The sequence below is a fragment of the Salinivibrio sp. ML290 genome (assembly GCF_001995695.1).
Taxonomy (GTDB): Bacteria; Pseudomonadota; Gammaproteobacteria; order Enterobacterales; family Vibrionaceae; genus Salinivibrio; species Salinivibrio siamensis.
Genome location: NZ_MUEY01000015.1, coordinates 1 through 22507, shown reverse-complemented (window position 1 = coordinate 22507; position 22507 = coordinate 1). Strand labels below are relative to the sequence as shown.

17 protein-coding genes and 4 tRNA genes are annotated in these 22507 nt (G+C 51.3%); 10 read left to right on the top strand and 11 right to left on the bottom strand.

Annotated elements, in window-relative coordinates; genetic code table 11:
* The first annotated feature begins 270 nt into the window (after positions 1-270).
* Genes hemC through BZG23_RS12970 form a run of 4 tightly spaced genes read left to right on the top strand, consistent with a single transcriptional unit; the run spans position 271 to position 4283 of the window.
* Complete coding sequence (hemC, locus tag BZG23_RS12985; protein ID WP_046074500.1) at positions 271-1206, top strand: hydroxymethylbilane synthase; 936 nt, start codon at positions 271-273, stop codon at positions 1204-1206.
* Entirely contained in the window at positions 1203-1967 is a 765-nt protein-coding gene (locus tag BZG23_RS12980) for a uroporphyrinogen-III synthase (RefSeq protein WP_077607186.1), read from the top strand. Before hemC ends, BZG23_RS12980 begins: the two co-directional genes overlap by 4 nt.
* The gene (locus BZG23_RS12975) at positions 1960-3090 is read left to right on the top strand and encodes a uroporphyrinogen-III C-methyltransferase (RefSeq protein WP_077607185.1); all 1131 of its coding nucleotides are present in this window, start codon (positions 1960-1962) and stop codon (positions 3088-3090) included. The genes BZG23_RS12980 and BZG23_RS12975 overlap by 8 nt, the downstream gene beginning before the upstream one ends.
* Positions 3087-4283: a heme biosynthesis HemY N-terminal domain-containing protein gene (locus tag BZG23_RS12970; RefSeq protein WP_046074476.1), complete on the top strand. Its 1197-nt coding sequence runs from the start codon at positions 3087-3089 to the stop codon at positions 4281-4283. Before BZG23_RS12975 ends, BZG23_RS12970 begins: the two co-directional genes overlap by 4 nt.
* A 93-nt stretch (positions 4284-4376) precedes the next feature.
* Here the strand turns inward: BZG23_RS12970 and BZG23_RS12965 are convergent, their stop codons facing one another.
* The 8 genes from BZG23_RS12965 to BZG23_RS12930 form a co-directional block, all read right to left on the bottom strand.
* Entirely contained in the window at positions 4377-5171 is a 795-nt protein-coding gene (locus BZG23_RS12965; protein ID WP_077607184.1) for a hypothetical protein, read from the bottom strand.
* Positions 5172-5293: 122 nt separating this feature from the next.
* Positions 5294-6232: an ABC transporter permease gene (locus BZG23_RS12960; protein ID WP_077579522.1), complete on the bottom strand. Its 939-nt coding sequence runs from the start codon at positions 6230-6232 to the stop codon at positions 5294-5296.
* A 3-nt stretch (positions 6233-6235) separates the two neighbouring features.
* A complete protein-coding gene (locus BZG23_RS12955; RefSeq protein ID WP_046074479.1) occupies positions 6236-7213 on the bottom strand; it encodes an ABC transporter permease in 978 nt (325 codons plus the stop codon).
* A gap of 60 nt (positions 7214-7273) precedes the next feature.
* The gene (locus tag BZG23_RS12950; RefSeq protein ID WP_077607183.1) at positions 7274-8827 is read right to left on the bottom strand and encodes an ABC transporter substrate-binding protein; all 1554 of its coding nucleotides are present in this window, start codon (positions 8825-8827) and stop codon (positions 7274-7276) included.
* 88 nt (positions 8828-8915) lie between these two features.
* Positions 8916-10634, bottom strand: coding sequence for an ABC transporter ATP-binding protein (locus BZG23_RS12945; protein WP_046074481.1), 1719 nt, complete (start codon positions 10632-10634; stop codon positions 8916-8918).
* 650 nt (positions 10635-11284) lie between these two features.
* Positions 11285-11361 (bottom strand) — tRNA-Pro (locus tag BZG23_RS12940).
* 25 nt (positions 11362-11386) lie between these two features.
* Positions 11387-11462: transfer RNA gene (locus tag BZG23_RS12935), tRNA-His, on the bottom strand.
* Between the two features lie 35 nt (positions 11463-11497).
* A tRNA-Arg gene (locus tag BZG23_RS12930) sits at positions 11498-11574 on the bottom strand.
* 323 nt (positions 11575-11897) lie between these two features.
* On the opposite strand from BZG23_RS12930, the gene BZG23_RS12925 reads away from it, so the two are divergent.
* The gene (locus BZG23_RS12925) at positions 11898-12332 is read left to right on the top strand and encodes a c-type cytochrome (RefSeq protein ID WP_046074482.1); all 435 of its coding nucleotides are present in this window, start codon (positions 11898-11900) and stop codon (positions 12330-12332) included.
* A gap of 46 nt (positions 12333-12378) precedes the next feature.
* On the opposite strand, the gene rep is transcribed toward BZG23_RS12925, so the two are convergent.
* Entirely contained in the window at positions 12379-14400 is a 2022-nt protein-coding gene (rep, locus tag BZG23_RS12920) for a DNA helicase Rep (RefSeq protein WP_077607182.1), read from the bottom strand.
* Positions 14401-14567: 167 nt separating this feature from the next.
* Here rep and BZG23_RS12915 point away from each other — a divergent pair, with 167 nt between their 5' ends.
* From BZG23_RS12915 to ubiK, 4 genes are all read left to right on the top strand, one after another.
* On the top strand, positions 14568-15128 hold the full coding sequence (locus BZG23_RS12915) for a TetR/AcrR family transcriptional regulator (RefSeq protein WP_077579524.1): 561 nt from the start codon (positions 14568-14570) through the stop codon (positions 15126-15128).
* A gap of 21 nt (positions 15129-15149) precedes the next feature.
* Positions 15150-16256, top strand: a complete 1107-nt coding sequence (locus tag BZG23_RS12910) for an efflux RND transporter periplasmic adaptor subunit (RefSeq protein ID WP_046074485.1) — start codon at positions 15150-15152, stop codon at positions 16254-16256.
* A 12-nt stretch (positions 16257-16268) separates the two neighbouring features.
* Positions 16269-19361, top strand: coding sequence for a multidrug efflux RND transporter permease subunit (locus tag BZG23_RS12905; protein WP_046074486.1), 3093 nt, complete (start codon positions 16269-16271; stop codon positions 19359-19361).
* A 93-nt stretch (positions 19362-19454) separates the two neighbouring features.
* A complete protein-coding gene (gene ubiK, locus BZG23_RS12900; RefSeq protein ID WP_077457451.1) occupies positions 19455-19721 on the top strand; it encodes a ubiquinone biosynthesis accessory factor UbiK in 267 nt (88 codons plus the stop codon).
* A 73-nt stretch (positions 19722-19794) separates the two neighbouring features.
* Here ubiK and ilvC read toward each other — a convergent pair whose 3' ends face one another.
* Positions 19795-21279: a ketol-acid reductoisomerase gene (gene ilvC / locus BZG23_RS12895; RefSeq protein ID WP_077607181.1), complete on the bottom strand. Its 1485-nt coding sequence runs from the start codon at positions 21277-21279 to the stop codon at positions 19795-19797.
* Between the two features lie 132 nt (positions 21280-21411).
* Here ilvC and ilvY point away from each other — a divergent pair, with 132 nt between their 5' ends.
* A complete protein-coding gene (gene ilvY / locus BZG23_RS12890; protein ID WP_077607180.1) occupies positions 21412-22275 on the top strand; it encodes an HTH-type transcriptional activator IlvY in 864 nt (287 codons plus the stop codon).
* 78 nt (positions 22276-22353) lie between these two features.
* Here ilvY and BZG23_RS12885 read toward each other — a convergent pair.
* A tRNA-Asp gene (locus BZG23_RS12885) sits at positions 22354-22430 on the bottom strand.
* Between the last annotated feature and the right edge of the window lie 77 nt (positions 22431-22507).

Sequence of the window (22507 nt, the reverse complement as noted above, 5' to 3'; positions counted from 1 at the left end):
ACCCCGATGCCTGTGTGGTGGTATCAACATCGCACTATAGGTGCTTTTTGAGACCAATATCAACTTTTTTGCTCTACTACCTTAGTCGTAAGTCAGCCATATTGCCGCCTTCAGATCTCATTATTTGCGCAAATAATACGCTATCGATCACATTTTTTCACCTATATGACCATAACGCCGTCATAAATCGCCAAACCGCATGGCAGAGATTACGAGTCGTCCAGCGCCAATGTTACGATGGGTGTTATGAACCAAGAAGGAAAACAAACCATGTACTCAACGCCTGTACGCATTGCCACGCGCAAAAGCCCTTTGGCTCTCTGGCAAGCTGAATTTGTTAAAGACGCATTAGAGCGCTCTCACCCGGGGCTAACGGTTGAACTGGTGCCGATGGTCACGAAAGGTGACGTGATTCTGGACACGCCTTTGGCGAAAATCGGTGGTAAAGGCTTGTTTATTAAAGAGCTTGAACAAGCCATGCTCGACGGCCGCGCAGACATTGCGGTGCACTCAATGAAAGATGTCCCGGTTGAATTCCCCGAAGGATTAGGGCTGGTCACGATTTGTGAACGCGGCGACCCACGTGATGCGTTTGTCTCCAATCACTACGACAGCATTGACGACTTACCTGAAGGCGCGGTGGTAGGTACCTCTAGCCTGCGCCGCGAATGTCAATTGCGCGAGCGTCGTCCTGATCTGGTCATTAACACATTACGGGGCAACGTGGGGACACGCCTCGGTAAACTCGATGACGGCCAGTACGATGCGATTGTCCTCGCTGCCGCTGGCTTAAAACGATTAGGTTTGAATGAACGCATTCGCAGCGAAATCCCACCAGAAGTCATTCTACCCGCCGTCGGCCAAGGCGCCGTAGGGATTGAGTGTCGCCTTGATGATGAACGCATTCGCACCTTGCTCGCGCCCTTGTCTGATGCCAGCACCACGCAGCGCGTCTTATGTGAGCGCGCAATGAACAACCGCCTAGAGGGCGGCTGCCAGGTCCCGATTGGTAGCTATTCAGACATTCAAGGCGATAAAATCTGGCTACGTGCGTTGGTCGGCGAACCTGACGGCTCCACCATTTTACGTGGCGAAGTCACGGGCCCGCTTGAAAAAGGCGAACAGCTCGGCACCGATTTGGCAGAGCAGCTTCTTGCTCAAGGCGCGCGTCAAATCTTGGATAAGCTTTATCAAGACGACGCATGACCACGGTTGTTGTTCGCCCCGAGCCAGACTGCAGTCAGTTAGTCGCCCTACTCGCCCAGCAAGGGCTAGCGGCGATCCCCTGTCCACTGGTCAGTTTTACGCCGGGGCGAGGCTTACCGTCTCTGGCCAGTCTGCTCGTCTCACTGCCTTCCGGTAGCATCTTGGTCGCAGTGAGCCCGCGCGCCGTGGCATTTGCTCATCAAGCCTTGCAACACCAAAACGGGGGGTGGCCTGTTGACTGTCACTACGTCGCGGTTGGGCAACGCACTGCCAACGAGTGGCAGGCCGTCTCAGGGCAGCCTATCTTGACCCCCACCCGTGAAGACAGCGAAGGCATGCTTACACTTGCTCCTTTTAGTGCCGTGACAGGGACGCAAGTGGTGATTCTGCGCGGGGAGAGTGGACGCGATATGATGGGGCAAACGTTACAAGCACAAGGCGCACAAGTTCACTATTGCGAGACCTATCGGCGACAATGGGCGATTGAGCCTTTAGTATCGCAAGTAGTAAGCTGGCCGCATGACGCTATCGACACAGTCGTTATCACCAGTGGCCAACAATTAGCCTACTTTGATCAACTTATCACACTGAGCGGACAGCACTGGCTGCGCCAATGCCGTATACTGGTGCCCAGTAAAAGGATTCAAGATCAAGCCACTGCGCTGGGTTTTGACACGATTACGACCGTTGACAGCGTGGCCAATGATGCACTGGTTAACACGCTGCTCAGGTTAAGTAAAACGGGACTTTCGGATGACTGACAACAAAAATACCGACACCAAACAAAGCAAGGCCACCACGCCATCTTCACCCAAGACCCACGCGACAGATGCGCCGGCGCCTGAAAAAGCCAGCCGAACCTCATCGGGGGGACGTGGCGGCATATTACTCGGCGCTATCGCCATCGCATTAGCCCTCGGCTCCAGTGGCTGGGTATTTTACCATGGCCACCAGCAAGCCACCGTGTTGCAAAACACCGTATCCGCGCAACAATCTCATATCTCGCGCCTTGAACAAGATCTTAACCAACAAAAGCAAGCGGCAGAACAAGCGCGAGAGCAACTGAAAGCCACCACTCAAACACGTTTGAACCAGCAAGACAGCAGTTTATCTAGCTTGCAAAAAGCCGTCGCTGAAGTGAAAGGCCGACGTCCCAATGACTGGTTACTGGCAGAAGCTGACTATCTGATCCGAATGGCTGGGCGTAAAATTTGGCTCGAACAAGATGCACAAAGCGCCACTGCCCTGATGGAAGCGGCCGATCACCGCATTGCTCAGCTCAACGACCCGTCCTTGATGCCGATTCGCCAGGCGATGGCTGACGATATCACCGCGTTAAAGGCGGTGAAACGGGTTGATAGAGATGGGATTGTACTGCGCTTGACCAGCATGCAACAGCGGGTCGAAAACCTTCCGCTTGCCAGCGCGGTCATTCCCGACGCCGAGGCGGTGGACACGCCTATTGTCTCTGAGTCAGTGAATGACTGGAAAAGTAATCTCACCACTTCAGTCAAAGACTTTGTCGATAACTTTGTCACCTACCGCAAACGTGACGGCAACGTGGTGCCCTTGTTATCACCCACCCAAAGTTACTACCTGCAAGAAAATTTAAAAAACAAACTCGATCAAGCGATGCGCGCCGTGTATGAAGGCAATGATACCCTGTATCACGAAGCGCTAGAGATGGGAAAAGACTGGACACTGCGCTTTTATAATCAAGACGCCAATGCCACTCGCCGCTTTGTCGAGCAGCTTGACGAGCTGAACCAACAAACCATTGGCGTCGACCTGCCGCAAAAACTGAAAAGCCAGTCGCTAGTCAGTGATGAAATTAATACCCGACTGCGTCGAGACATAGCACCGCTGACAGGAGGCCAATCATGATTAGATTGCTTTTGCTCGTCCTTGTGCTGGCGGCAGGGCTGGTGGTTGGCCCTCAATTAGCCGGACAGCAAGGTTATGTTTTGATCTCCGCGGCAGAACAAACACTGGAAATGAGTGTTACCACCTTGTTGGTACTGATTGGCATGTTAATCGCGGTATTATGGGCACTGGAGTGGCTACTGAGAAAGCTTTTATCCATCAGCAGCACCGCAACAGGCTGGTTATCCGGCCGTAAGCAACGCAAAGCGCGCCAACAAACCCAAACTGGCTTAATTAAGTTACGCGAAGGGGAGTGGAAAAAAGCCGAAAAACTCCTCGCCAAAGCCCGGCCTCACAGCGATGCGCCTATGCATAACTTATTGGCTGCCGCGGAGGCGGCACAACAGCGACAAAACCTGCAGGCTCGCGACCAATACCTGCAGCAAGCCGCTGATCTTAACGCCAATAGCTTAGCTCTCGCCCTGACTCGTGCGCAGCTCCATAGCCAAAGTGGTCAGCACGAAGAAGCCTTGGCCTCGTTGCGTGCGATTAAACGTCAGCATCCTCGCAACCCGGTGATGCTGGCGCTGCTAAAAGACACCTATATTCACCTCGAAGATTGGTCAGCGCTTCTTAACCTTCTGCCCACCTTGAAAAAGGCTCAACTGCTTGATCATGAGCAATTTGATGCCCTACACGAGCGAGCTGAGCTAGGTGTAATGGCCCATGTCGCCAGTCAACAAGGCACCGAGGGACTGCTGGCGCATTGGAACCAACTCCCTAAAGCCAAACGCAACCAGCCTTCACTCTTAGCGGGGTTAGTCAAACATCTGGCGGCGCGCAATGCCGACTCAGAAGCCTACATTCTGCTACGCGAGGCCTTGAAAAAGCGCACCGATGATCGCTTGATTGCCCTGATCCCGACGCTAAAATTGCCAGATAACTACCCCGCGGTGGTGATGCTGGAAGAGTTGCTCACGCAAGATAGCCGCAACCCTGTACTTCACAGCGCCCTTGGGCAACTGCTTATGCAGTCGGGAAAATGGCAAGATGCGCGCAGCCACTTTGAGAAAGCCCTGGAGTATCGTGCCGACGTCACCGACTATGCGTATTTGGCTGATGTGTTGGATAAGCTTGATCAGGGAAAAGCCGCGAGTGATGTCTCACGTACAGCGCTAAAGTTAGCACTGCCTGAACAACCTCCCGCGGCATAGTATTTCCGCCAGCCGAAAAGGCAGTCAGTCAATTGCCTTCGAATGAGAAAAAACGCCCCGCACTGCGGGGCGTCTTATTATTGCGAATAGCAACTACCGCTTTTTACACAAGACATTGAGCGCCGCATCGGCGTTACGTGTCACCACTTTGCCACTTCGAGCATCTACGCCCTTGGCGCCTTGTACCCAGTACGGTAAGCGCATGGGGAGCTGATCTGTCGCCTGCGCCACTTGCACCAATTCCTGCTGGGAGGCCAACACCATCCCTTCACGTTGACAGCGGGGTGCCGCCTGCGCATAAGGGACACGCAACCAACTCATGGATTTTTCGGTGTATTGCTTATCGCCAGCTTCTGGCTCTGGTAAGCCAAAATGGCTCAAGGTAATCGCCGTTTCCATCGGCGCCGACTTTTCAGCTCCCGAGGTCGATTGGGTTTGAGACAGCGGTGGTAAGCGGATCACGGCCGGTTGCGACAATGGCTGACGGGTTTGTCTTAACACCGCCTGCTTGGTTGGTCCAAATTGAAGAACCCGCTTTAGCACCAACTGAGCCACGTCTAGGTTAGGATACGGACCAATCAAGCAACGTCCTCGCCCCTCACGCACCTGCACTTGAAACGGCAAGTCCGGTAAGCCTTGACGCAGAGACTGATAGAATTGGCGTGATGGCACGCCTTGCGTGGCGCCGCATTGCACCCAAAACGCCGTGCTCTGCGGATCCGGAGATTGATTGCCCCACAACCCTTGTCCGATATCACATGTCTCGCCAATGATTGGCCAGCCTTGTTGGCGGTCGATAATGGCGCAAGGGTTCTGTTCTGCGCGCACTGGCGCACTAATTGCCCACACTGCTACCACACTGACAGCCAAACCTCGCCACCGCCCCATGAGTCGCTCCCTTGATAATCTAATCTGCTCAGCTTAAGCAAAGTCACACATTGACTCAAGCAAGGGATCACCAAGCTGTCAGACAGCCATCAAAAAAATGGCTGCGATCGCAGCCATTTTCCTTACCCTTTGTAGATTTTGGGGTTAAAGACATCCCGCAACCAATCGCCGAGCAAATTGATCACTAGCACCAGTAAAACCAGCACAATGCCTGGGAAGGCGGTTATCCACCACGCGCCGGAGAAAATGTAATTAAAACCGATGCTGATCAATGAGCCCAGTGATGGCTGATCGACAGGCATCCCCAGCCCCAAGAAAGACAGTGCCGCCTCAGACATAATCGCATTGGCAACCTGCACGGTTGAAATCACCAAGATGGGCGACAAGCAGTTGGGAAGAATATGACGGAACATGATCCGTGGCGAGCGGAAACCCATCACTCGCGCTGCTTCCACATATTCTTTTTTCTTTTCTGCCAGGACAGAGGCACGAATGGTCCGCGCATACTGTGGCCACTCGGCAATCCCGATAATCACCACCAGCATTAAAATCGCGTATTGGCTATAAAACTCACTGCCAAAGCTGGCTTTAAAAATCGCTGAGACAATAATAGCGACCATCATGGTCGAGAAAGACAGCTGGATATCGGCGATACGCATAAAAAAGCTATCAATGCGGCCACCAAAATAGCCGGCACTCAGACCAATCACCGTCCCCAGAATCAACTGCAGGCCGACGGCACACAAACCTATGGTCAAAGAGATCCGCAAACCATAAATAATGGTCGACAAAATATCTCGCCCTTGGTTATCCGTGCCGAGCAAAAAGCGCGGATCGCTCCACTCCATCCAGACAGGGGGGAGCTCAGAGTCCATAATATCAATCGCCATTAAATCATAGGGATTGGTTGGGGACACTAAGGGCGCAAAGACCGCGAGCAATAAGAACACCATGAAAATGGTGAAGCTAGCGATCGCCACCTTGTCACGCTTAAAGTGGTAGAAGAAGTCAGAGTCCAAGAAGCGCTGCCAACGACTTGGTGTTGTATTCGCTTGTGTCATCGCTTACGCCTCCTTGCCGGTTAAGTTAACCGTTGGGTTAATCAAGCCATACAGCAGATCGACAATGGTGTTGGTCACCACAAAGATCAGCCCGACGAAAATCACGTAAGCGGTAATCAACGGTGTATCTACACGATTAATCGCTTCAAGGAACAAAAAGCCCGTCCCCGGCCACTGAAAGACGGTCTCGGTCAAAATGGTGTACGCAATCATGGTACCGATTTGCACACCACCAACCGTTACCACCGGCAGCATGGTGTTCTTCAGCGCATGCTGATAATAAACCTTGTTTTCGGGCAACCCTTTAGCACGTGCAAATTTCACATACTCGGTTCCCAAGGCTTCCAGCATTTCAGAGCGCACCAAGCGAATGAACAAAGGTAGCATGATGGATGCCAGCGACACGGAGGGCAGCACCAAATGCGCTAAGCCATCCAGGGTGAAAAAGCCGGACTCCCAGCCAAGCCAATTGGCCGTTTCTCCACGCCCATAAGAAGGCAGCCAGCCCAACTCAATCGAGAAGACATACATGAGCATAATCGCGGTCAAGAAGACAGGTATCGAGATACCCACGATACTAAAGCCCATGATTATCTTGGTGAGCATGCTATTGGGGTGAATCGCCGAGTACACCCCGAGTGGAATCGACACCACGACAATGATCAGTGCCGCCCCCGCCACGAGTTCTAGCGTTGCCACCAATTTATCTAAAATGACGTCCACGACTGGACGCTTAAAGAAATAAGAATTGCCTAAATCCCCTTGTAGGGCCTTGCCTACAAAGCGGGTATATTTGGTTAAGAAGGGATCGTTAAGCCCCATTTCATCACGCAGCGCATCACGCTCCGCTTCTGATACTGATTGCCCCACCAGCTCCCGCAAGGGGTCGCCGAGGTTGTCTTGGATAGCAAACGCCACCAGACTGATGACAAACATCACAATCAGTGCCTGTACCAGACGTTTGACTAAAAACGTTACCATGTGTGCCTCTAAGCGATTGGATAATCAGGGCCCCAGCGGTTGGGGCCCTGTTTTAGTCCATTACTCGACCACTAGATCGCCGAAGTAAGGGAAGTTCATACCGTTAACGATCGGCTCGATGTTAACGTTATTTTTGGCTGCCCATGATGGATCTTGCCAGTGCAGAGGTAAGAAGGCCGCTTCGTCATACAGGATCTTCTCGACCTTTTGCAGCATCGCACTACGCTTTTCCAGATCCGTTTCTGAGTTGGCTTCCATCACCAGCTTATCTACTTCGCTGTTCGAGTAGTGGCCACAGTTATACTGACCCTTACCGGTGTCCGCATCACGTGTCATGGTGAGGAACTCGGTGAAGTTGGCAGAATCTTCTGTATCTGGGTGCCAACCGATCATCTGCATGCCCGCTTCGCACTTATCAAACTCAGGCCAGTACTGCGCTTTTGGCATGGTTTGCAAGTCAACCTTGATACCAATTTTCGCCATCATTGCCGCCACCGCTTGAGCGATTTTTTCATCGTTCACGTAACGGTTGTTAGGGGCAATCATGGTGATTGAGAAACCATCTGGGTAACCTGCCTCTTCCATCAGTTTTTTCGCTTTCGCCAGGTCATAACGTGGCTCGAGATCAGGATTATAGCCTGCATACCCGACTGGGCTTTGCTGGCTCGCGGGCGTGGCCGCCCCTTTCATGATCTTCTGCGCGATACCTTCGTTGTTGACCGCATAAGCCACCGCTTGGCGAACACGTGGATCTTTAAACTCATCCACCACACTCTGGTTCATTTGGAAGGTGATGACCCGCGTCCCTGGCATGGTCACCAATTGCAGCTCGTCGGCACGTTCGATACGGCGATAGTCGTTAGGAGAAACAGGCGCAATCATGTCGACATCACCAGACAGCAGCGCCGCGACGCGGGTGGCATCTTCTTTGATCGGACGCAGCGTGATGTTATCCACATTGCCTTCGCTGTCTTTGTCCCAGTAATTCTCATTACGGTCAAACTCGACAACCACGCCTTGTTCACGTTCGTCAACCACATACGGCCCGGTGCCTGACAGGTTTGTCGACGCATAGGTTGAGCCATTTTTCTTCAGCTCAGATTTATCACGGCCGTCTTCTGTCTCACCACTGTAGAACTTGCTGTCCATCGGGAACACGTAGGTCATGACGTTTTCTACCAGCGGGTAGGTACCGTCCGTCACCACATCCACCGTGTGCTCGTCGACTTTTTTGATATCAACGATTGGGGTGAAAATCCCTTTAAAGTCGGGGGATGATTTCAAACGATCAAAGGTCCACACCACATCGTCGGCAGTAAACGCGTTTCCGGAATGGAACGTCACGCCTTCGCGAAGATTGAAACGCACGGTTTCATTATCGATACGCTCCCAAGACGTGGCGAGACGAGGCTCAAAGTCCATCTCTTGGGTAAAGCGGACCAAGGGGTCGAAGACCATGTGTGATAGCTGTAGCGTACCACCGGAAAGCTGCTCATGAGGGTCCAGTGAAACCGGATCCGCATCATACGCGACGGTGATATCTGCAGCCGCGGCACTAACGCTCAGGCCGGCGGCCATAAGCGCCACGGCAATCTTGCTCTTCATTGTTTTCATTGCATAGCTCCTTTATGCGTAGGGGTTGCCCCCTGCTGTGTTTGCATCATGGATGAGGTGCGGCGCAATGCCGCGTCGACATAGCGTGCTATGCCGGTTGCAAACCTTCCGTGCTCATTCCCTTAAACTCTGGCATCAATGAGATAAGCTGACGGCTATATTCGTGTTGTGGGTTAGTAAACAGTTGCTCTGTCGGTGCCACTTCTAACAGCTGGCCTTTGCGCATCACACCAATGCGGTCACACATTTGGCGAATCACCGGCAAATCGTGACTGATAAACAACATGGTGAGATTGAGCTCGTCCTGCAGATCTTTGAGCAGGTTCAAAATTTGCGCTTGTACTGACACATCCAACGCGGATGTCGGCTCATCGCAAATCAGTAAACGCGGACGCGTCGCCAATGCGCGAGCAATCGAAATACGCTGGCGTTGCCCCCCAGAGAACTCGTGCGGATATTTAATCCCTGCGCCGCGACCCAGGCCAACGTGATCAAGCAAGTCGCCGACGATTTGGCGGATTTGAGACTCGCTTTCGGCCAAACGGTGAAAACGAATGGGCTCAGCGATAATGTCGTATATCTTCATCCGTGGGTTCATGGATGAATACGGGTTTTGAAACACCATTTGCATTTGGCGACGGATAGGACGTCGGGCGCGTTCGTTTTTAATCGCAGTCAGATCGATATCTTCAAAAATGATTTGCCCCGTGTTGGGCGGATAAAGCCCGGTGATCGCGCGCGCAATGGTCGACTTTCCTGAGCCCGACTCACCGACAAGACCAAAGGTTTCCCCCTCAACCACGTCAAAGCTGACATGATCAGAGGCTTGGACGTATTCGCGGCGGCTCGCAAAGAGAGAATCCTTAGTAATAAAGCGCAAGGACACATCTTTCACCTGCAGTAGCGGACCGCTGTAAGCGCGCTGATCTTGGCTTTGCCCCAGCCAGTGATTCTTGACATCAAGCTCAAGGGTTTCACCGGCTTCCTCGATATAATTGACCAGCGGAAAGCGGTCCAGCTTGATATCAGAGCGTGGCACCGCTGAAATGAGACTTTGCGTGTAAGGATGCTGAGGCTCACCTAACACCTGCTGGGTGGTGCCTAGCTCCACCAAATCACCACGATACATCACCGCGACACGGTCGGTCACATTGGCGACCACGCCCATATCATGGGTGACCAGCATACAGCCAACATTTTTCTTTTGGCATAAGTCGCGGATGAGGTTAAGGATTTGATCTTGGATGGACACATCCAACGCCGTGGTCGGCTCATCGGCAATGATGAGATCCGGCTCCCCGGCCAGCGCAACCGCAATCACCACGCGCTGACGCATCCCGCCGGAAAACTGATGGGGGTATTGTTTGATGCGCAGCTCTGGCTCAGGGATCCCCACCTGCTCCATTAAATTAAGCGCGCGCTGATAGGCCTGTTGCTGCGTCACATTCAAGTTGGTCAAAATGGTTTCGGTAAGCTGCTGCTCGACCGTAAACAGCGGATTCAGGGAGGTCATCGGGTCTTGAAAGATAAACCCAATTTTATCACCGCGCACTTTGCGCATTTCGTTGGGGGTTAGCCCGGAGATTTTTTTACCGTCCAGATACACATCGCCACTGGCAATGCGACCCGGCGGACTGAGCAAATCAATCACGGCATTACCGACCGTGGACTTGCCCGCCCCAGACTCACCCACCACGCCTACAATCTCACCGCGCTCAATCGTTAATGACAATGACGTCACGGCGGCGTGAACGCCATGGCGAGACGGGTACTCTATTCGTAGATTATTTACTTCTAGCAGTGACATTTTTCATCCTTGATATCGTCTTAGGTGACGATCGACTTCCTTACCAAAACAAGGTGATATGATCTTGCCTCGGAGAGATGCGGATTTAATCTGGCAAACATTTCACAAAAAATCAACATCACAGCAGAAAATGCCATAATGACACAGTCGGCTCGAATATTCATTCACTTGGCTACGATTGTGTACCCAAGCGTCAAACAAAAAATACACTTCATATCATAAAGATATAAGGTATTACGCTTTCCCCTGTTTTAAAGCAAATCGCGCATAGAATAAAGCAAAGTTATTTAACAGCGTGTAAACAATGACAGCGATAAGCACCAAAAAAAACGCATTTGTCGAGTTAATTGATTACTTAATAAATGAAAGGCAGTTTTTTGAACCACACAATGATAGGTATAGCAGTCACATCAAAAGGTGTGGTTTTTATTGCTGATTGGTGACTTTTTATCTATCAGAATCTTGATAGAGTTCTAATTTCTGCATTTTATCCTCTCTCAACGTCGCCACGTAGAGAAAAGAATCATCAACACGTACTCGCAAAGCGATATAAAGCCGTCCCATAACAGGGAAGCTTGAAGGGGGGGGGAAGACATGTTCATAGGGGCCAAACAAAAAAACCCCAGCCGTTAGGCTAGGGTTTGTAATAGTGGTCGGTGAAGAGGGATTCGAACCCCCGACCCTCTGGTCCCAAACCAGATGCGCTACCAAACTGCGCTATTCACCGACATATTCGCTGTTAGCGAAAATAATGGGGTGGCTGACGGGACTTGAACCCGCGACAACTGGAATCACAATCCAGGGCTCTACCAACTGAGCTACAGCCACCACTGATTTTTTGCCAATTTCCTTTATCCCCGGAATGGCGCGCCCGACAGGATTTGAACCTGTGACCTTTGGCTTCGGAGGCCAACACTCTATCCAACTGAGCTACGGGCGCTTGCCCCGTTGGCGGTGACGAATATTACGGATATCACCACCAGCCGTCTAGCACTTTTTTTAATTTTTTTACTGACTGGTCTCTTTTTCAACAAATTGCGTAGAAATCGTCAGTAAGGTCTCTACTATAACGGTTTAACGTAACAATCTAAAGCGCTATAATCACCTAATCTTTACACGGAGTTAACCCAGCAACGTTGGCAAATCCGTTAAGACGAGACTGACAGGCCGCAACCGAATCACCCTTGATTGATTCACCCCCTTAGGTTGGCGGCAAATAAGATAAAAAAGGCGTTAAGCCACCAGTAATGTGGGAGTGTCATTGTGAGCGCAAAGGGAAAAAGTCTAGGTCAAATTATGGTTGCCACCGTGGCGGCCCTGTTATTTGCTTCTGCTGCGCAAGCGCTAGAAGTGTCTGAGCAAGAAAAAGCCGCTATTGCTGAACGCATTGCCCCGGTTGGTGATGTGTATATTGACGGCGAAGCGCCAACGCAAACCGCCGCCGCAGAGCCGAGTGGCCCACGCAGCGGCGAGCAGGTCTACAACACCTACTGCACCGCGTGTCACGGCACAGGCGCAGCCGGCGCGCCCAAAACAGGCGATGCCGCCGCTTGGGGGCCACGTGTCGATAAAGGCATGGAAACGCTGACCACGCACGCTATCAACGGCTTTAATGCGATGCCTGCCAAAGGGACGTGTATGGATTGCTCGGATGATGAGATTGTGGCGGCCATCGAGCACATGCTCGACGCACTTTAATACCGCCGCGCATTGCCAGTGTGACAATAACGCCGCCCTTGCGGCGTTATTTGTTTTTATCCAGCATGGCTTTTAGGTTGGCGATCGCGGCTTGCCCTTTCTCCATCCGCTCTTCTTGTGAAACAGGCTTTCTTTGCGACTCCCACTCCACATCGTCAAAAGGAAGCTCTTCCAGGAAACGGCTTTGCTGAGGTTTAATCACTTCACCAAATTGACGCCGTTCTCGACACACTACAAAGGTCAGCGCCTTTTGCGCACGGGTCAGTCCGACATAAGCCAAACGCCGCTCTTCATCGATATTGTCTTCATCAATGCTCGACTGATGCGGCAATAAACCTTCTTCCATGCCAATCAGGTAGACATAAGGAAATTCGAGCCCTTTGGAGGCATGCAAGGTCATCAACTGGACTTGGTCTGCGTCATCATCGTCTTCCCCCCGCTCCATCATGTCACGTAGTGTAAGGCGCTGAACCACCTCTCTTAAGCTGCGTTCGACCTGATCGGGGTTATCACCTTCTAAGTCGGCGACAATCCAACTATAAAGCTGTGAGACGTTTTTCATCCGCATTTCAGCCACTTTAGGGCTTGAAGACGTTTCGTACAGCCACTCTTCGTAGTGAATGTCACGCAAAAGCGCCCTCACCGCCGCCACGGTATCGCCTCGCTCGGCTTGATCGGATAATTCTACCACCCAGCGGGTAAACGCTTGTAGCGACGCCAAACCACGTCCCGATAAATGCTGACTTAGCCCGAGCTCGAAGCTTGCCGCAAACAAGCTCTTTCCGCGTTGGTTGGCATAACTGCCGAGTTTCTCTAACGTCACAGGGCCAATCTCACGTCGTGGCGTGTTAACGACTCGCAAGAACGCGTTGTCATCATCGGGGTTCGTGAGCAGGCGCAGATAGGCCATGATATCTTTGATTTCTGCACGTGAGAAAAACGACGTCCCACCCGAGATCTTGTAAGGAATGCGGTTTTGCATCAGCGCTTTTTCGATTAAACGCGATTGGTGGTTTCCGCGATAAAGGATGGCGTAATCTTTGTATTGGGTACGTCCGAGAAAACGATGGCCTATCAGCTCGCCGACCACGCGCTCCGCCTCATGTTCTTCATTATTGGCCGTCAATACTTTGAGCATATCGCCATCAGGTAAAGCAGAAAATAAGGTCTTTTCGAATACATGGGGATTATTGGCAATCAAGATGTTGGCCGCGCGGAGGATGCGACTGGTTGAGCGGTAATTTTGCTCCAACTTCACCACGTGCAAACGCGGAAAGTCTTGCTGAAGATACACCAGATTTTTCGGCTGAGCCCCTCGCCACGAGTAAATTGACTGATCGTCATCCCCGACCACCGTGAAACGTGCACGCTCACCCACTAGCAGCTTCACTAACTGATATTGACTGGTGTTGGTATCTTGATATTCATCGACCAATAAATAACGAATGCGCGCTTGCCACCGCTCGCGTACGGCTTGGTTTTGGCTAAGTAGCGCGACCGGCATCAAAATGAGATCATCAAAATCCAGCGCGTTATACGCACGCATTTGTTTTTGGTAGCGCGCGTAACAGGCGGCAAACAGTTGATCACGCTCGCCTTGCGCCTGAGCCAGTGCTTCATCCGGCCCCAACATGGCATTTTTCCAGTTGGAAATGGTATGCACTAACTGACGGAGCAAATCTTTATCGTTATCCAACTCTTGTTCGGTCAGGGCTTTTAACAAAGCTAATTGGTCTTGATCATCAAACAGCGAAAAGCCTGCCTTGAGCCCCAAGGTTTTATATTCTCGCCGAATGATATTGAGGCCCAAGGTATGAAAGGTCGACACCATCAAACCACGCGACTCTTGCTTTCCTAAACTTTGTTCTACCCGCTCTTTCATCTCGCGTGCCGCTTTGTTGGTAAAGGTTACCGCAGCGATATGGCGCGCTTTATAGCCACATTGCTGAACCAAATAGGCAATTTTATGGGTAATGACACGTGTTTTTCCCGAGCCGGCCCCTGCCAAGACCAAGCAAGGTCCAGAGATATGTCGTACGGCATCGGATTGCGCGGGGTTAAGTTTCATGGTGACAACACCTCATCAGTGGTTGAATGAGCATTGTAGAGCGAATCCAACTGATGTCTATCTCACCGCAGCAGAGTGCATTTTGCTTGCTACACTTTATGCTTGTCATTTGCGCGAAAAACCCTCTAAAATGAATGAACGTTCATTCATTGCTTGGTGCATTATCTATGGACAAACGTACGCAAATCTTTGCCGCGACCGAGCAATTAATCGCGACGGTCGGGCTCGATAAAGTCTCAATGCAACAAGTGGCGACACAAGCACACGTCGCTGCAGGGACCATTTATCGCTATTTCAAAGACAAGGATGATTTGCTTCGCCAACTGTCTTCACACCTGATGATGCAGTGTGCGACCCATATCCAGCAAGGGGTCAAGGATGAGCCAACACTCAAACGTCAGTTTGAACGCTTATGGCGCAATACTTGGACCATGATGCTACAACGCGATCATCTGCTATTGTCTCGAGACCAGTTTGATGCGCTGCCACGGGACGACCAGTTACACGCTCAGCGGGAGCGAGATGCCTTCTCCGACCTTTATCAAGTCTTTCAAGAAGGTAAGCAACAAGGCGTGCTCAAGCCCCTCGATGATGAGGTATTAATCACCTTGGGACTCGAACCCGCTTTTTGTTTAGCTCGCAAACAGGTTCGGGGTGTTATAACCCTGGACAGTCATGCTATCGCAGATGCGATCCACGCTTGCTGGGATGCAATTTCTCTTCACTAACGACGTTCGGAGCTTACTTCGATGAAAAAATGGTTTTTCTTTATGGTTATCCTCGCGCTGCTGCTGTTTGGCAGTGTGATTGGCTTTAACCTGTTCAAGCAGCAAAAGATTGCAGAGTATATGGCAAACATGCCAGAGCCCACCCACCCAGTCACCGCGGTGACGGTTGAGGCTGAGCCTTGGACACCAACGCTTGACGCCATTGGTTTTGTTGAGCCTAACCAAGGGATCACCTTAACCACCCAAATTGCCGGTGTCGTCGATGTGATTAATTTTGAGTCTGGCCAAACCGTTGAGCGTGGGCAAAACCTGGTCGAGCTCGACTCGAGCGTTGAAAAAGCCAATTTAGCCAGCACCCAAGCGCGCCTACCGGCGGCGGAAGCCAAGTTTAAACGCTACCAAGGGCTGTTTGCTAAAGGTTCTATCTCTAAAGAAGCGCTGGATGAAGCCGAGGCCAATTATCGTTCGCTACAAGCTGACATTAACGCACTGAAAGCCACCATTGCCCGTCGTAATATCCAAGCACCCTTCGATGGTGTGATTGGCCTGCGTGATGTTTTCTTAGGTGAATACTTGCAGCCAGGTACGGATATTGCTCGCCTCGAGGATACCTCGGTGATGAAGCTGCGCTTTACCGTGCCACAAACAGATATTTCTAAAATCCGTCTGAGCCAGCCGTTGCGCATTACTGTCGACGCGTATCCTGAAAAGGAATTCATCGGCTCTATCAGTGCCATTGAGCCTGCGGTCAACAGCCAGAGTGGTCTTATCAAGGTGGAAGCGAACATCCCGAATAACGATGGTCAGTTGCGCTCAGGGATGTTTGCCCGTGCCGATATCGTTCTGCCCACCATTGAAGAGCAAATCGTGATTGATCAAACCGCGATTAATTTCACCTTGTACGGGGAAAGTGTGTACGTGATCCGCGAAGAAGAAGGGGAAAAACGCGCGTTCCAACAAGTGCTCAAAGTCGGTGAGCGTCGTGGCCATCAAGCACGCATTATCGAAGGTCTGCAACCTGGCGATCAGGTCGTCACCTCCGGCCAAGTGCGATTAAGCAATGGCTCCAAAGTGAAAATCGTCGAAAACGACGCTCTCACACCACCAGAACAATTACCTCAATTGTAAGACGAGGATGTGATGCGCTTTACTGATATTTTTATCCGGCGCCCCGTGCTAGCCGCGTCAATCAGTATTCTGATTGCGCTGCTCGGCCTGCAATCTTTATTTAAGATGCAAGTCAGGGAATACCCGGAGATGACCAATACCGTGGTCACCATCACAACCAGCTATTATGGCGCCAGTGCCGACTTGATTCAGGGCTTCATTACGACGCCACTCGAACAAGCCGTGGCCCAAGCTGATAATATTGACTTTATGACCTCAGAGTCGGTGCTTGGTTCTTCGACCATTACGGTCAATATGAAGCTTAATACCGACCCTAATGCCGCCTTGGCCGATATTCTCGCCAAGGTAAACTCGGTGCGTGCTCAGCTCCCCGCTGAAGCCGAAGATCCGTCAGTATCGATGTCGACCGGTTCGACCACCGCGGTGATGTATGTTGGTTTTACCTCACCCGAGCTCGACTCCAGTCAGATCACCGACTACCTCGAACGCGTGGTCAAACCTCAGCTGTTTACCGTGGATGGCGTTTCCAAAATCGACCTTTACGGCGGGGTGAAGTATGGCCTTCGCGTGTGGCTCGATCCGGAGAAAATGGCGGCATTTAAGCTGGCGGCCACCGACGTGATGTCCGTGCTTGATGCCAACAACTACCAGTCGGCCACCGGTCAGGCGATTGGTACCTTTATGATCTATAACGGCAGTGCCGATACCCAGGTCTCCACTCCTGAAGAACTGAGTAACTTGGTGGTGGATACCCAAGATGGTCGTGTCGTACGCCTCGGAGACATCGCTAAGGTCTCACTCGAGAAAAGCCATGATCGGGTACGTGCACTGGCCAATGGCTCTGAGGCGGTTGTCGCCGCGATCAATGCTACCCCGTCGGCTAACCCCATCAATATTGCCGCTGACGTCATGGATATGTTGCCGGAAGTTGAGCGCAACATGCCAAGCAATATCGAGATGAATGTGCTGTATGACTCATCTAATGCAATCAATGAGTCCATCAATGAGGTGATCAAAACCATCATTGAAGCGGCACTGATCGTGTTGGTGGTGATCACCCTGTTCTTGGGCTCATTCCGCGCGGTAATTATCCCTATTATCACCATTCCGCTATCCCTGATTGGTGTGGCGCTGGTGATGGAAATGATTGGCTTCTCACTGAACTTGATGACCCTGCTGGCGATGGTGCTGGCTATCGGCTTGGTGGTCGACGATGCGATCGTGGTATTGGAAAACATCGACCGCCATATCAAGCTGGGAGAGTCCCCTTTCCGCGCGGCCATTATTGGTACACGGGAAATTGCCGTGCCGGTTATCTCCATGACACTGACATTGGCGGCGGTGTATGCCCCTATCGCCATGATGGGCGGGATCACCGGCTCGCTGTTTAAAGAGTTTGCGTTAACGCTTGCTGGGGCTGTGTTTGTCTCCGGGATTGTCGCATTAACACTCTCACCGGTAATGTGTTCGACCATGCTGAAAGCCAACGCCAAGCCAAGTCGCTTTGAGCTTGCCGTTCACCGCTTCTTGGATGGAATGACCGACAAGTATGCTCATCTTCTTAGTAAGGTGATGCAACGCCGTCCTGTGGTGGTATCTTTTGCGGTCATCGTCTTTGCCTCTTTACCCGTGCTATTTAATTTTATCCCCAGTGAACTCGCACCATCGGAAGATAAAGGCGTGGTCGTCATGATGGGGACGGCGCCCTCGACGGCTAACCTGGATTACATCCAAAACAGCATGGCGGAAGTGAACCAAAAGCTCGACGAACAACCAGAAGTGGCCTTTTCTCAGGTCTTTTCTGGGGTGCCGAAATCGAATCAAGCGTTTGGTATCGCCTCACTGGTGCCTTGGAGTGAGCGGGAAGCCAGTCAGTCCGAAGTGGTAAAACGCATGGCTGACGAAGTGAAAGACATTCCGGGTATGAAGGTCACCACCTTTGAAATGCCAGAACTGCCCGGTGCCTCCTCCGGCTTGCCGATCCAATTTGTGGTGACGACCCCGAATAATTTCGAAAGTCTCTATCAAGTGACCGCCGAAATTATGTCCGAGGTACAATCTAGCCCGAACTTCGTCTATTCGGAGCTGAACCTTAACTTTGATTCGGCCACCATGAATATCAGCATTGATAAAGACAAAGCTGGGTCATATGGCGTGACGATGCGTGATATTGGCGCCACCATTGGCACCATGATGGCGGATGGCTACGTCAACCGTATCGACTTTGATGGCCGCTCATATGAGGTGATCCCGCAAGTGGAGCGTAAATATCGCCTCAACCCTGAGTCCATTGAGAGCTACTATGTTCGTGCGGCCAACGGCGATTCCATTCCGCTGGGCTCGCTGATTGACATTGAAGTCACCGCGGAGCCTCGCTCACTCCCGCACTTTAATCAGCTAAACGCTGCGACCATCAGTGCGGTATCTGCGCCCGGTGTCACCATGGGTACCGCGGTGGATTGGTTCGAAAGCAAGGCAGCAGAATTGCCTAAAGGCTATCAGCACGATTACCTCGGTGAGTCTCGCCAATACGTGACAGAAGGCAGCGCGCTGTATGCCACCTTCTTGTTCGCCTTAGCGATCATTTATCTGGTACTGGCGATTCAGTTTGAATCCTTGCTCGACCCACTGGTGATCTTGGTCTCTGTGCCACTTGCGATTTGTGGTGCCTTAATTGCACTCGCGTGGGGGCTGTCATCAATGAACATCTACTCACAAGTCGGGTTGATAACCTTGATAGGTCTGATTACCAAACACGGTATTCTGATCTGTGAGGTGGCTAAAGAGCAGCAACTGCATCATCAAGCCAGCCGAATGGACGCGGTAAAAGAAGCGGCCAAAATTCGTCTGCGTCCGATCTTAATGACCACTGCCGCGATGATTGCAGGCCTCATCCCGCTAATGTTCGCCACCGGCGCAGGCGCCGAGCAACGCTTTAGCATCGGGATTGTGATCGTAGCGGGTCTCGCTATCGGTACGTTATTCACGCTATTCGTTCTGCCAGTGATTTACACCTACCTGGCCAGCAAGCACAAACCACTGCCTGTGTTTGTCGAAGACGATGAACTTGATAAGCTCGATGAAGACTATCGCGCATCACACTAACCCAAAGGGCCTTCGGGCCCTTTTCTTTTATCATCCTTTCGACAAGCTGTGCGTATTTACATAGAATAAAGACAGTTAATAAAGGAGTATTCCATGTTTGACCCCAAAAAACTTGAGCAAATGGCCAAGCAAATTCACGACGCCATGCCTCAGCCTGTTAAAGAGTTAGGCACGGATATGGAAAGCCGTGTGCGCCAAGCCATCCAAGGCCAACTGACTAAGCTGGATGTAGTAAGCCGTGAGGAGTTTGATGTACAAACCCAGGTGTTACTGCGCACCCGTCAAAAGCTCACAGAACTCGAAGCCAAGCTGGAAGCCATGGAAGCAAAAGTGGGTCAATCGACAGATAACCAAGAATAACCCACGCAGATATAAAAAAGCCTGACCCTCAGGCCAGGCTTCTCTTCCGCGTTATCTCAAACGATCCGCGCTTTTATTTGTCGAGCGCAATTTGTTTCATATCGGTCATATAGCCGCGCAATTCCTCACCGATATACTCAATTGGGTGGTTGCGGATACGGTCATTGACCTCGATTAAGGTGGCGTTGTCGACCTGGTTAGAGGTTTCTCCAAGCCCTTTACCAATCACATCTGCGCTCACTGTTGGCATAAAGTGTTCGCGCAGCAGCGGTGTCGCCACGTTTGCGAATAAGTAGTTACCGTACTCAGCCGTATCGGAAATGACCACGTTCATTTCGTACAAGCGCTTACGCGCAATAGTATTGGCAATCAAAGGCAATTCATGCAATGACTCGTAATACGCTGATTCTTCGATAATGCCAGATGACACCATGACTTCAAAAGCAAGCTCGACCCCTGCACGCACCATAGCTACCATCAAAATGCCGTTATCAAAGAATTCCTGCTCACTGATGCTTACATCCGACCCGGGATAGTTTTCAAACGCGGTCTGTGCGGTTTCTTCACGCCATGTGAACAAGTCTTTATCGCCGTTTTCCCAATCGGCCATCATGGTCGCGGAGAAATGGCCAGCGATGATGTCGTCCATGTGTTTGTTATAGAGGGGGCGCATCAGTTCTTTAAGCGACTCCGACAACTCAAAGGCTTTGATTTTCGCTGGATTGGACAAGCGATCCATCATGTGAGTGATGCCACCGAACTTTAGCGCTTCAGTAATGGTTTCCCAGCCATACTGAATCAATTTACCCGCATAACCTGGATCAACACCTTCTGCGATCATTTTCTCATAGCAAACGACCGAGCCTGCCTGCAGCATCCCACACAGGATGGTTTGCTCGCCCATCAGATCGGATTTCACTTCTGCCACGAATGAAGAGGCAAGTACGCCAGCACGGTGGCCACCGGTTGCAGCTGCCCACGCTTTCGCAATCTCAAAGCCTTCACCTTTAGGATCATTTTCTGGATGGACAGCGATCAGCGTCGGCACACCAAAGCCGCGTTTATATTCTTCACGCACCTCGGTACCCGGACACTTAGGTGCCACCATAACCACAGTAATGTCTTCACGGATACGCTGACCGACTTCGACAATATTAAAACCATGTGAGTAACCGAGCGCGGCGCCCTCTTTCATCAGTGGCATCACGGTTTCGACGACGTTGGAGTGCTGTTTATCTGGTGTAAGGTTAATCACCAAGTCTGCCCGTGGGATCAAATCTTGGTAGCTACCCACTTCAAATCCATTCTCAGCCGCGTTCTGATAAGAAGGACGCTTTTCATCAATGGCAGCCTGTCGCAGTGCATAAGCCACATCAAGACCCGAGTCGCGCATGTTTAAGCCTTGGTTGAGCCCTTGCGCACCACAGCCGACAATCACCACTTTTTTACCTTTGAGAAATTCGGCCTCGGTGGCAAATTCGTCACGATCCATAAATCGGCATACGCCTAATTGTTCCAATTGTTGACGCAAATTCAGGGTATTAAAGTAGTTCGCCATGGGGTGCTCCATTGATTCAAATCCGTGATTGGGTGTGTTTTCACCGCGTATTTTTGATACTACCCTAACCACTATATTGCCTAAAGTGATATATTCACAATATAACATTGCAATTAAAGCAACAATAAAATCATGAATGCAAAGCAACTCACGGGCTTCCTCCATCTCTGTGACACCAAAAGCTACACCCGGGCCGCACAAGCGATGCACGTCAGCCCCTCAGCCTTGAGCCGAATCATCCAACGTCTTGAAGAAGATATCGGTCAGCCGCTGTTTATTCGCACCAATAAAGCGGTCGATCTCACCCCAGCAGGTAAAACGCTGCTTCCCGTCGCACGCGATATTCTTCAGCTTTGGCACACGACTAAAGCCAGTATCAATGAACATGCCTCTTTGCTCGGCGGTAAGCTCACGCTCTTTTGTTCGGTCACTGCAAGCTATAGCCATTTACCTGAGCTCCTCGCGCGGTTTCGTCAACAATACCCAAATATCGAGCTACAGCTTCTGACTGGCGATCCCGCCCAAGCAGAAGAGAAGGTGCAAGACAATAGCGCCGACATTGCCATTGCCGCTAAACCCAAACGCTTGTCATCCAGCTTGGTGTTTCAACCGATTGATACAGTCAGTTTGTCGGTTATCGCACCGGCAATGGCCAGCAGTGGCATTGACCTACAAGCCATTGACTGGCAGCACACACCATTAATCTTGCCCGAAGCAGGGACAGCGCGCGAACTCGCTGATCAATGGTTTACCAGTAAAGGTATCGAGCCAAACGTCTACGCACAAATAGCAGGCCATGAGGCGATTGTCAGTATGGTGGCATTGGGCTGTGGTATTGGTGTCGCGCCCGATGTAGTGATTGATAACAGCCCAGTAAAAGACAAGGTTGAGCGATTACGCCAAGAAATTGTACAACCTCTCGAACTGGGCCTTTGTTGTAAAGCTTCCCGCGCAAAAGAGCCTTTACTCAACGCCCTACTCGATGTCATGCGATAAACACAAAAAGCCCCAACACAATGATGCTGGGGCTTAAACGCAAAAAACCCCAGCTTTTCAGCTAGGGTTTCTAAGTAGTGGCGGAGTGGACGGGACTCGAACCCGCGACCCCCGGCGTGACAGGCCGGTATTCTAACCAACTGAACTACCACTCCGCACCAATTCTGTATGACTAAAGACTTATATCTCTTGGCTTTAATCAATTGTATTCAAAGCCTGGCGATGTCCTACT

What these genes read in the sequence shown, in the direction of transcription:
- BZG23_RS12965 (WP_077607184.1), bottom strand. Translation starts at nt 5,171, where the DNA reads ATGGGGCGGTGGCGAGGTTTGGCTGTCAGTGTGGTAGCAGTGTGGGCA.
- BZG23_RS12975 (WP_077607185.1), top strand. Translation starts at nt 1,960, where the DNA reads ATGACTGACAACAAAAATACCGACACCAAACAAAGCAAGGCCACCACG.
- BZG23_RS12910 (WP_046074485.1), top strand. Translation starts at nt 15,150, where the DNA reads ATGAAAAAATGGTTTTTCTTTATGGTTATCCTCGCGCTGCTGCTGTTT.
- BZG23_RS12960 (WP_077579522.1), bottom strand. Translation starts at nt 6,232, where the DNA reads ATGACACAAGCGAATACAACACCAAGTCGTTGGCAGCGCTTCTTGGAC.
- hemC (WP_046074500.1), top strand. Translation starts at nt 271, where the DNA reads ATGTACTCAACGCCTGTACGCATTGCCACGCGCAAAAGCCCTTTGGCT.
- BZG23_RS12945 (WP_046074481.1), bottom strand. Translation starts at nt 10,634, where the DNA reads ATGTCACTGCTAGAAGTAAATAATCTACGAATAGAGTACCCGTCTCGC.
- BZG23_RS12950 (WP_077607183.1), bottom strand. Translation starts at nt 8,827, where the DNA reads ATGAAAACAATGAAGAGCAAGATTGCCGTGGCGCTTATGGCCGCCGGC.
- BZG23_RS12970 (WP_046074476.1), top strand. Translation starts at nt 3,087, where the DNA reads ATGATTAGATTGCTTTTGCTCGTCCTTGTGCTGGCGGCAGGGCTGGTG.
- BZG23_RS12955 (WP_046074479.1), bottom strand. Translation starts at nt 7,213, where the DNA reads ATGGTAACGTTTTTAGTCAAACGTCTGGTACAGGCACTGATTGTGATG.
- BZG23_RS12980 (WP_077607186.1), top strand. Translation starts at nt 1,203, where the DNA reads ATGACCACGGTTGTTGTTCGCCCCGAGCCAGACTGCAGTCAGTTAGTC.
- ilvY (WP_077607180.1), top strand. Translation starts at nt 21,412, where the DNA reads ATGAATGCAAAGCAACTCACGGGCTTCCTCCATCTCTGTGACACCAAA.
- BZG23_RS12915 (WP_077579524.1), top strand. Translation starts at nt 14,568, where the DNA reads ATGGACAAACGTACGCAAATCTTTGCCGCGACCGAGCAATTAATCGCG.
- ubiK (WP_077457451.1), top strand. Translation starts at nt 19,455, where the DNA reads ATGTTTGACCCCAAAAAACTTGAGCAAATGGCCAAGCAAATTCACGAC.
- rep (WP_077607182.1), bottom strand. Translation starts at nt 14,400, where the DNA reads ATGAAACTTAACCCCGCGCAATCCGATGCCGTACGACATATCTCTGGA.
- ilvC (WP_077607181.1), bottom strand. Translation starts at nt 21,279, where the DNA reads ATGGCGAACTACTTTAATACCCTGAATTTGCGTCAACAATTGGAACAA.
- BZG23_RS12905 (WP_046074486.1), top strand. Translation starts at nt 16,269, where the DNA reads ATGCGCTTTACTGATATTTTTATCCGGCGCCCCGTGCTAGCCGCGTCA.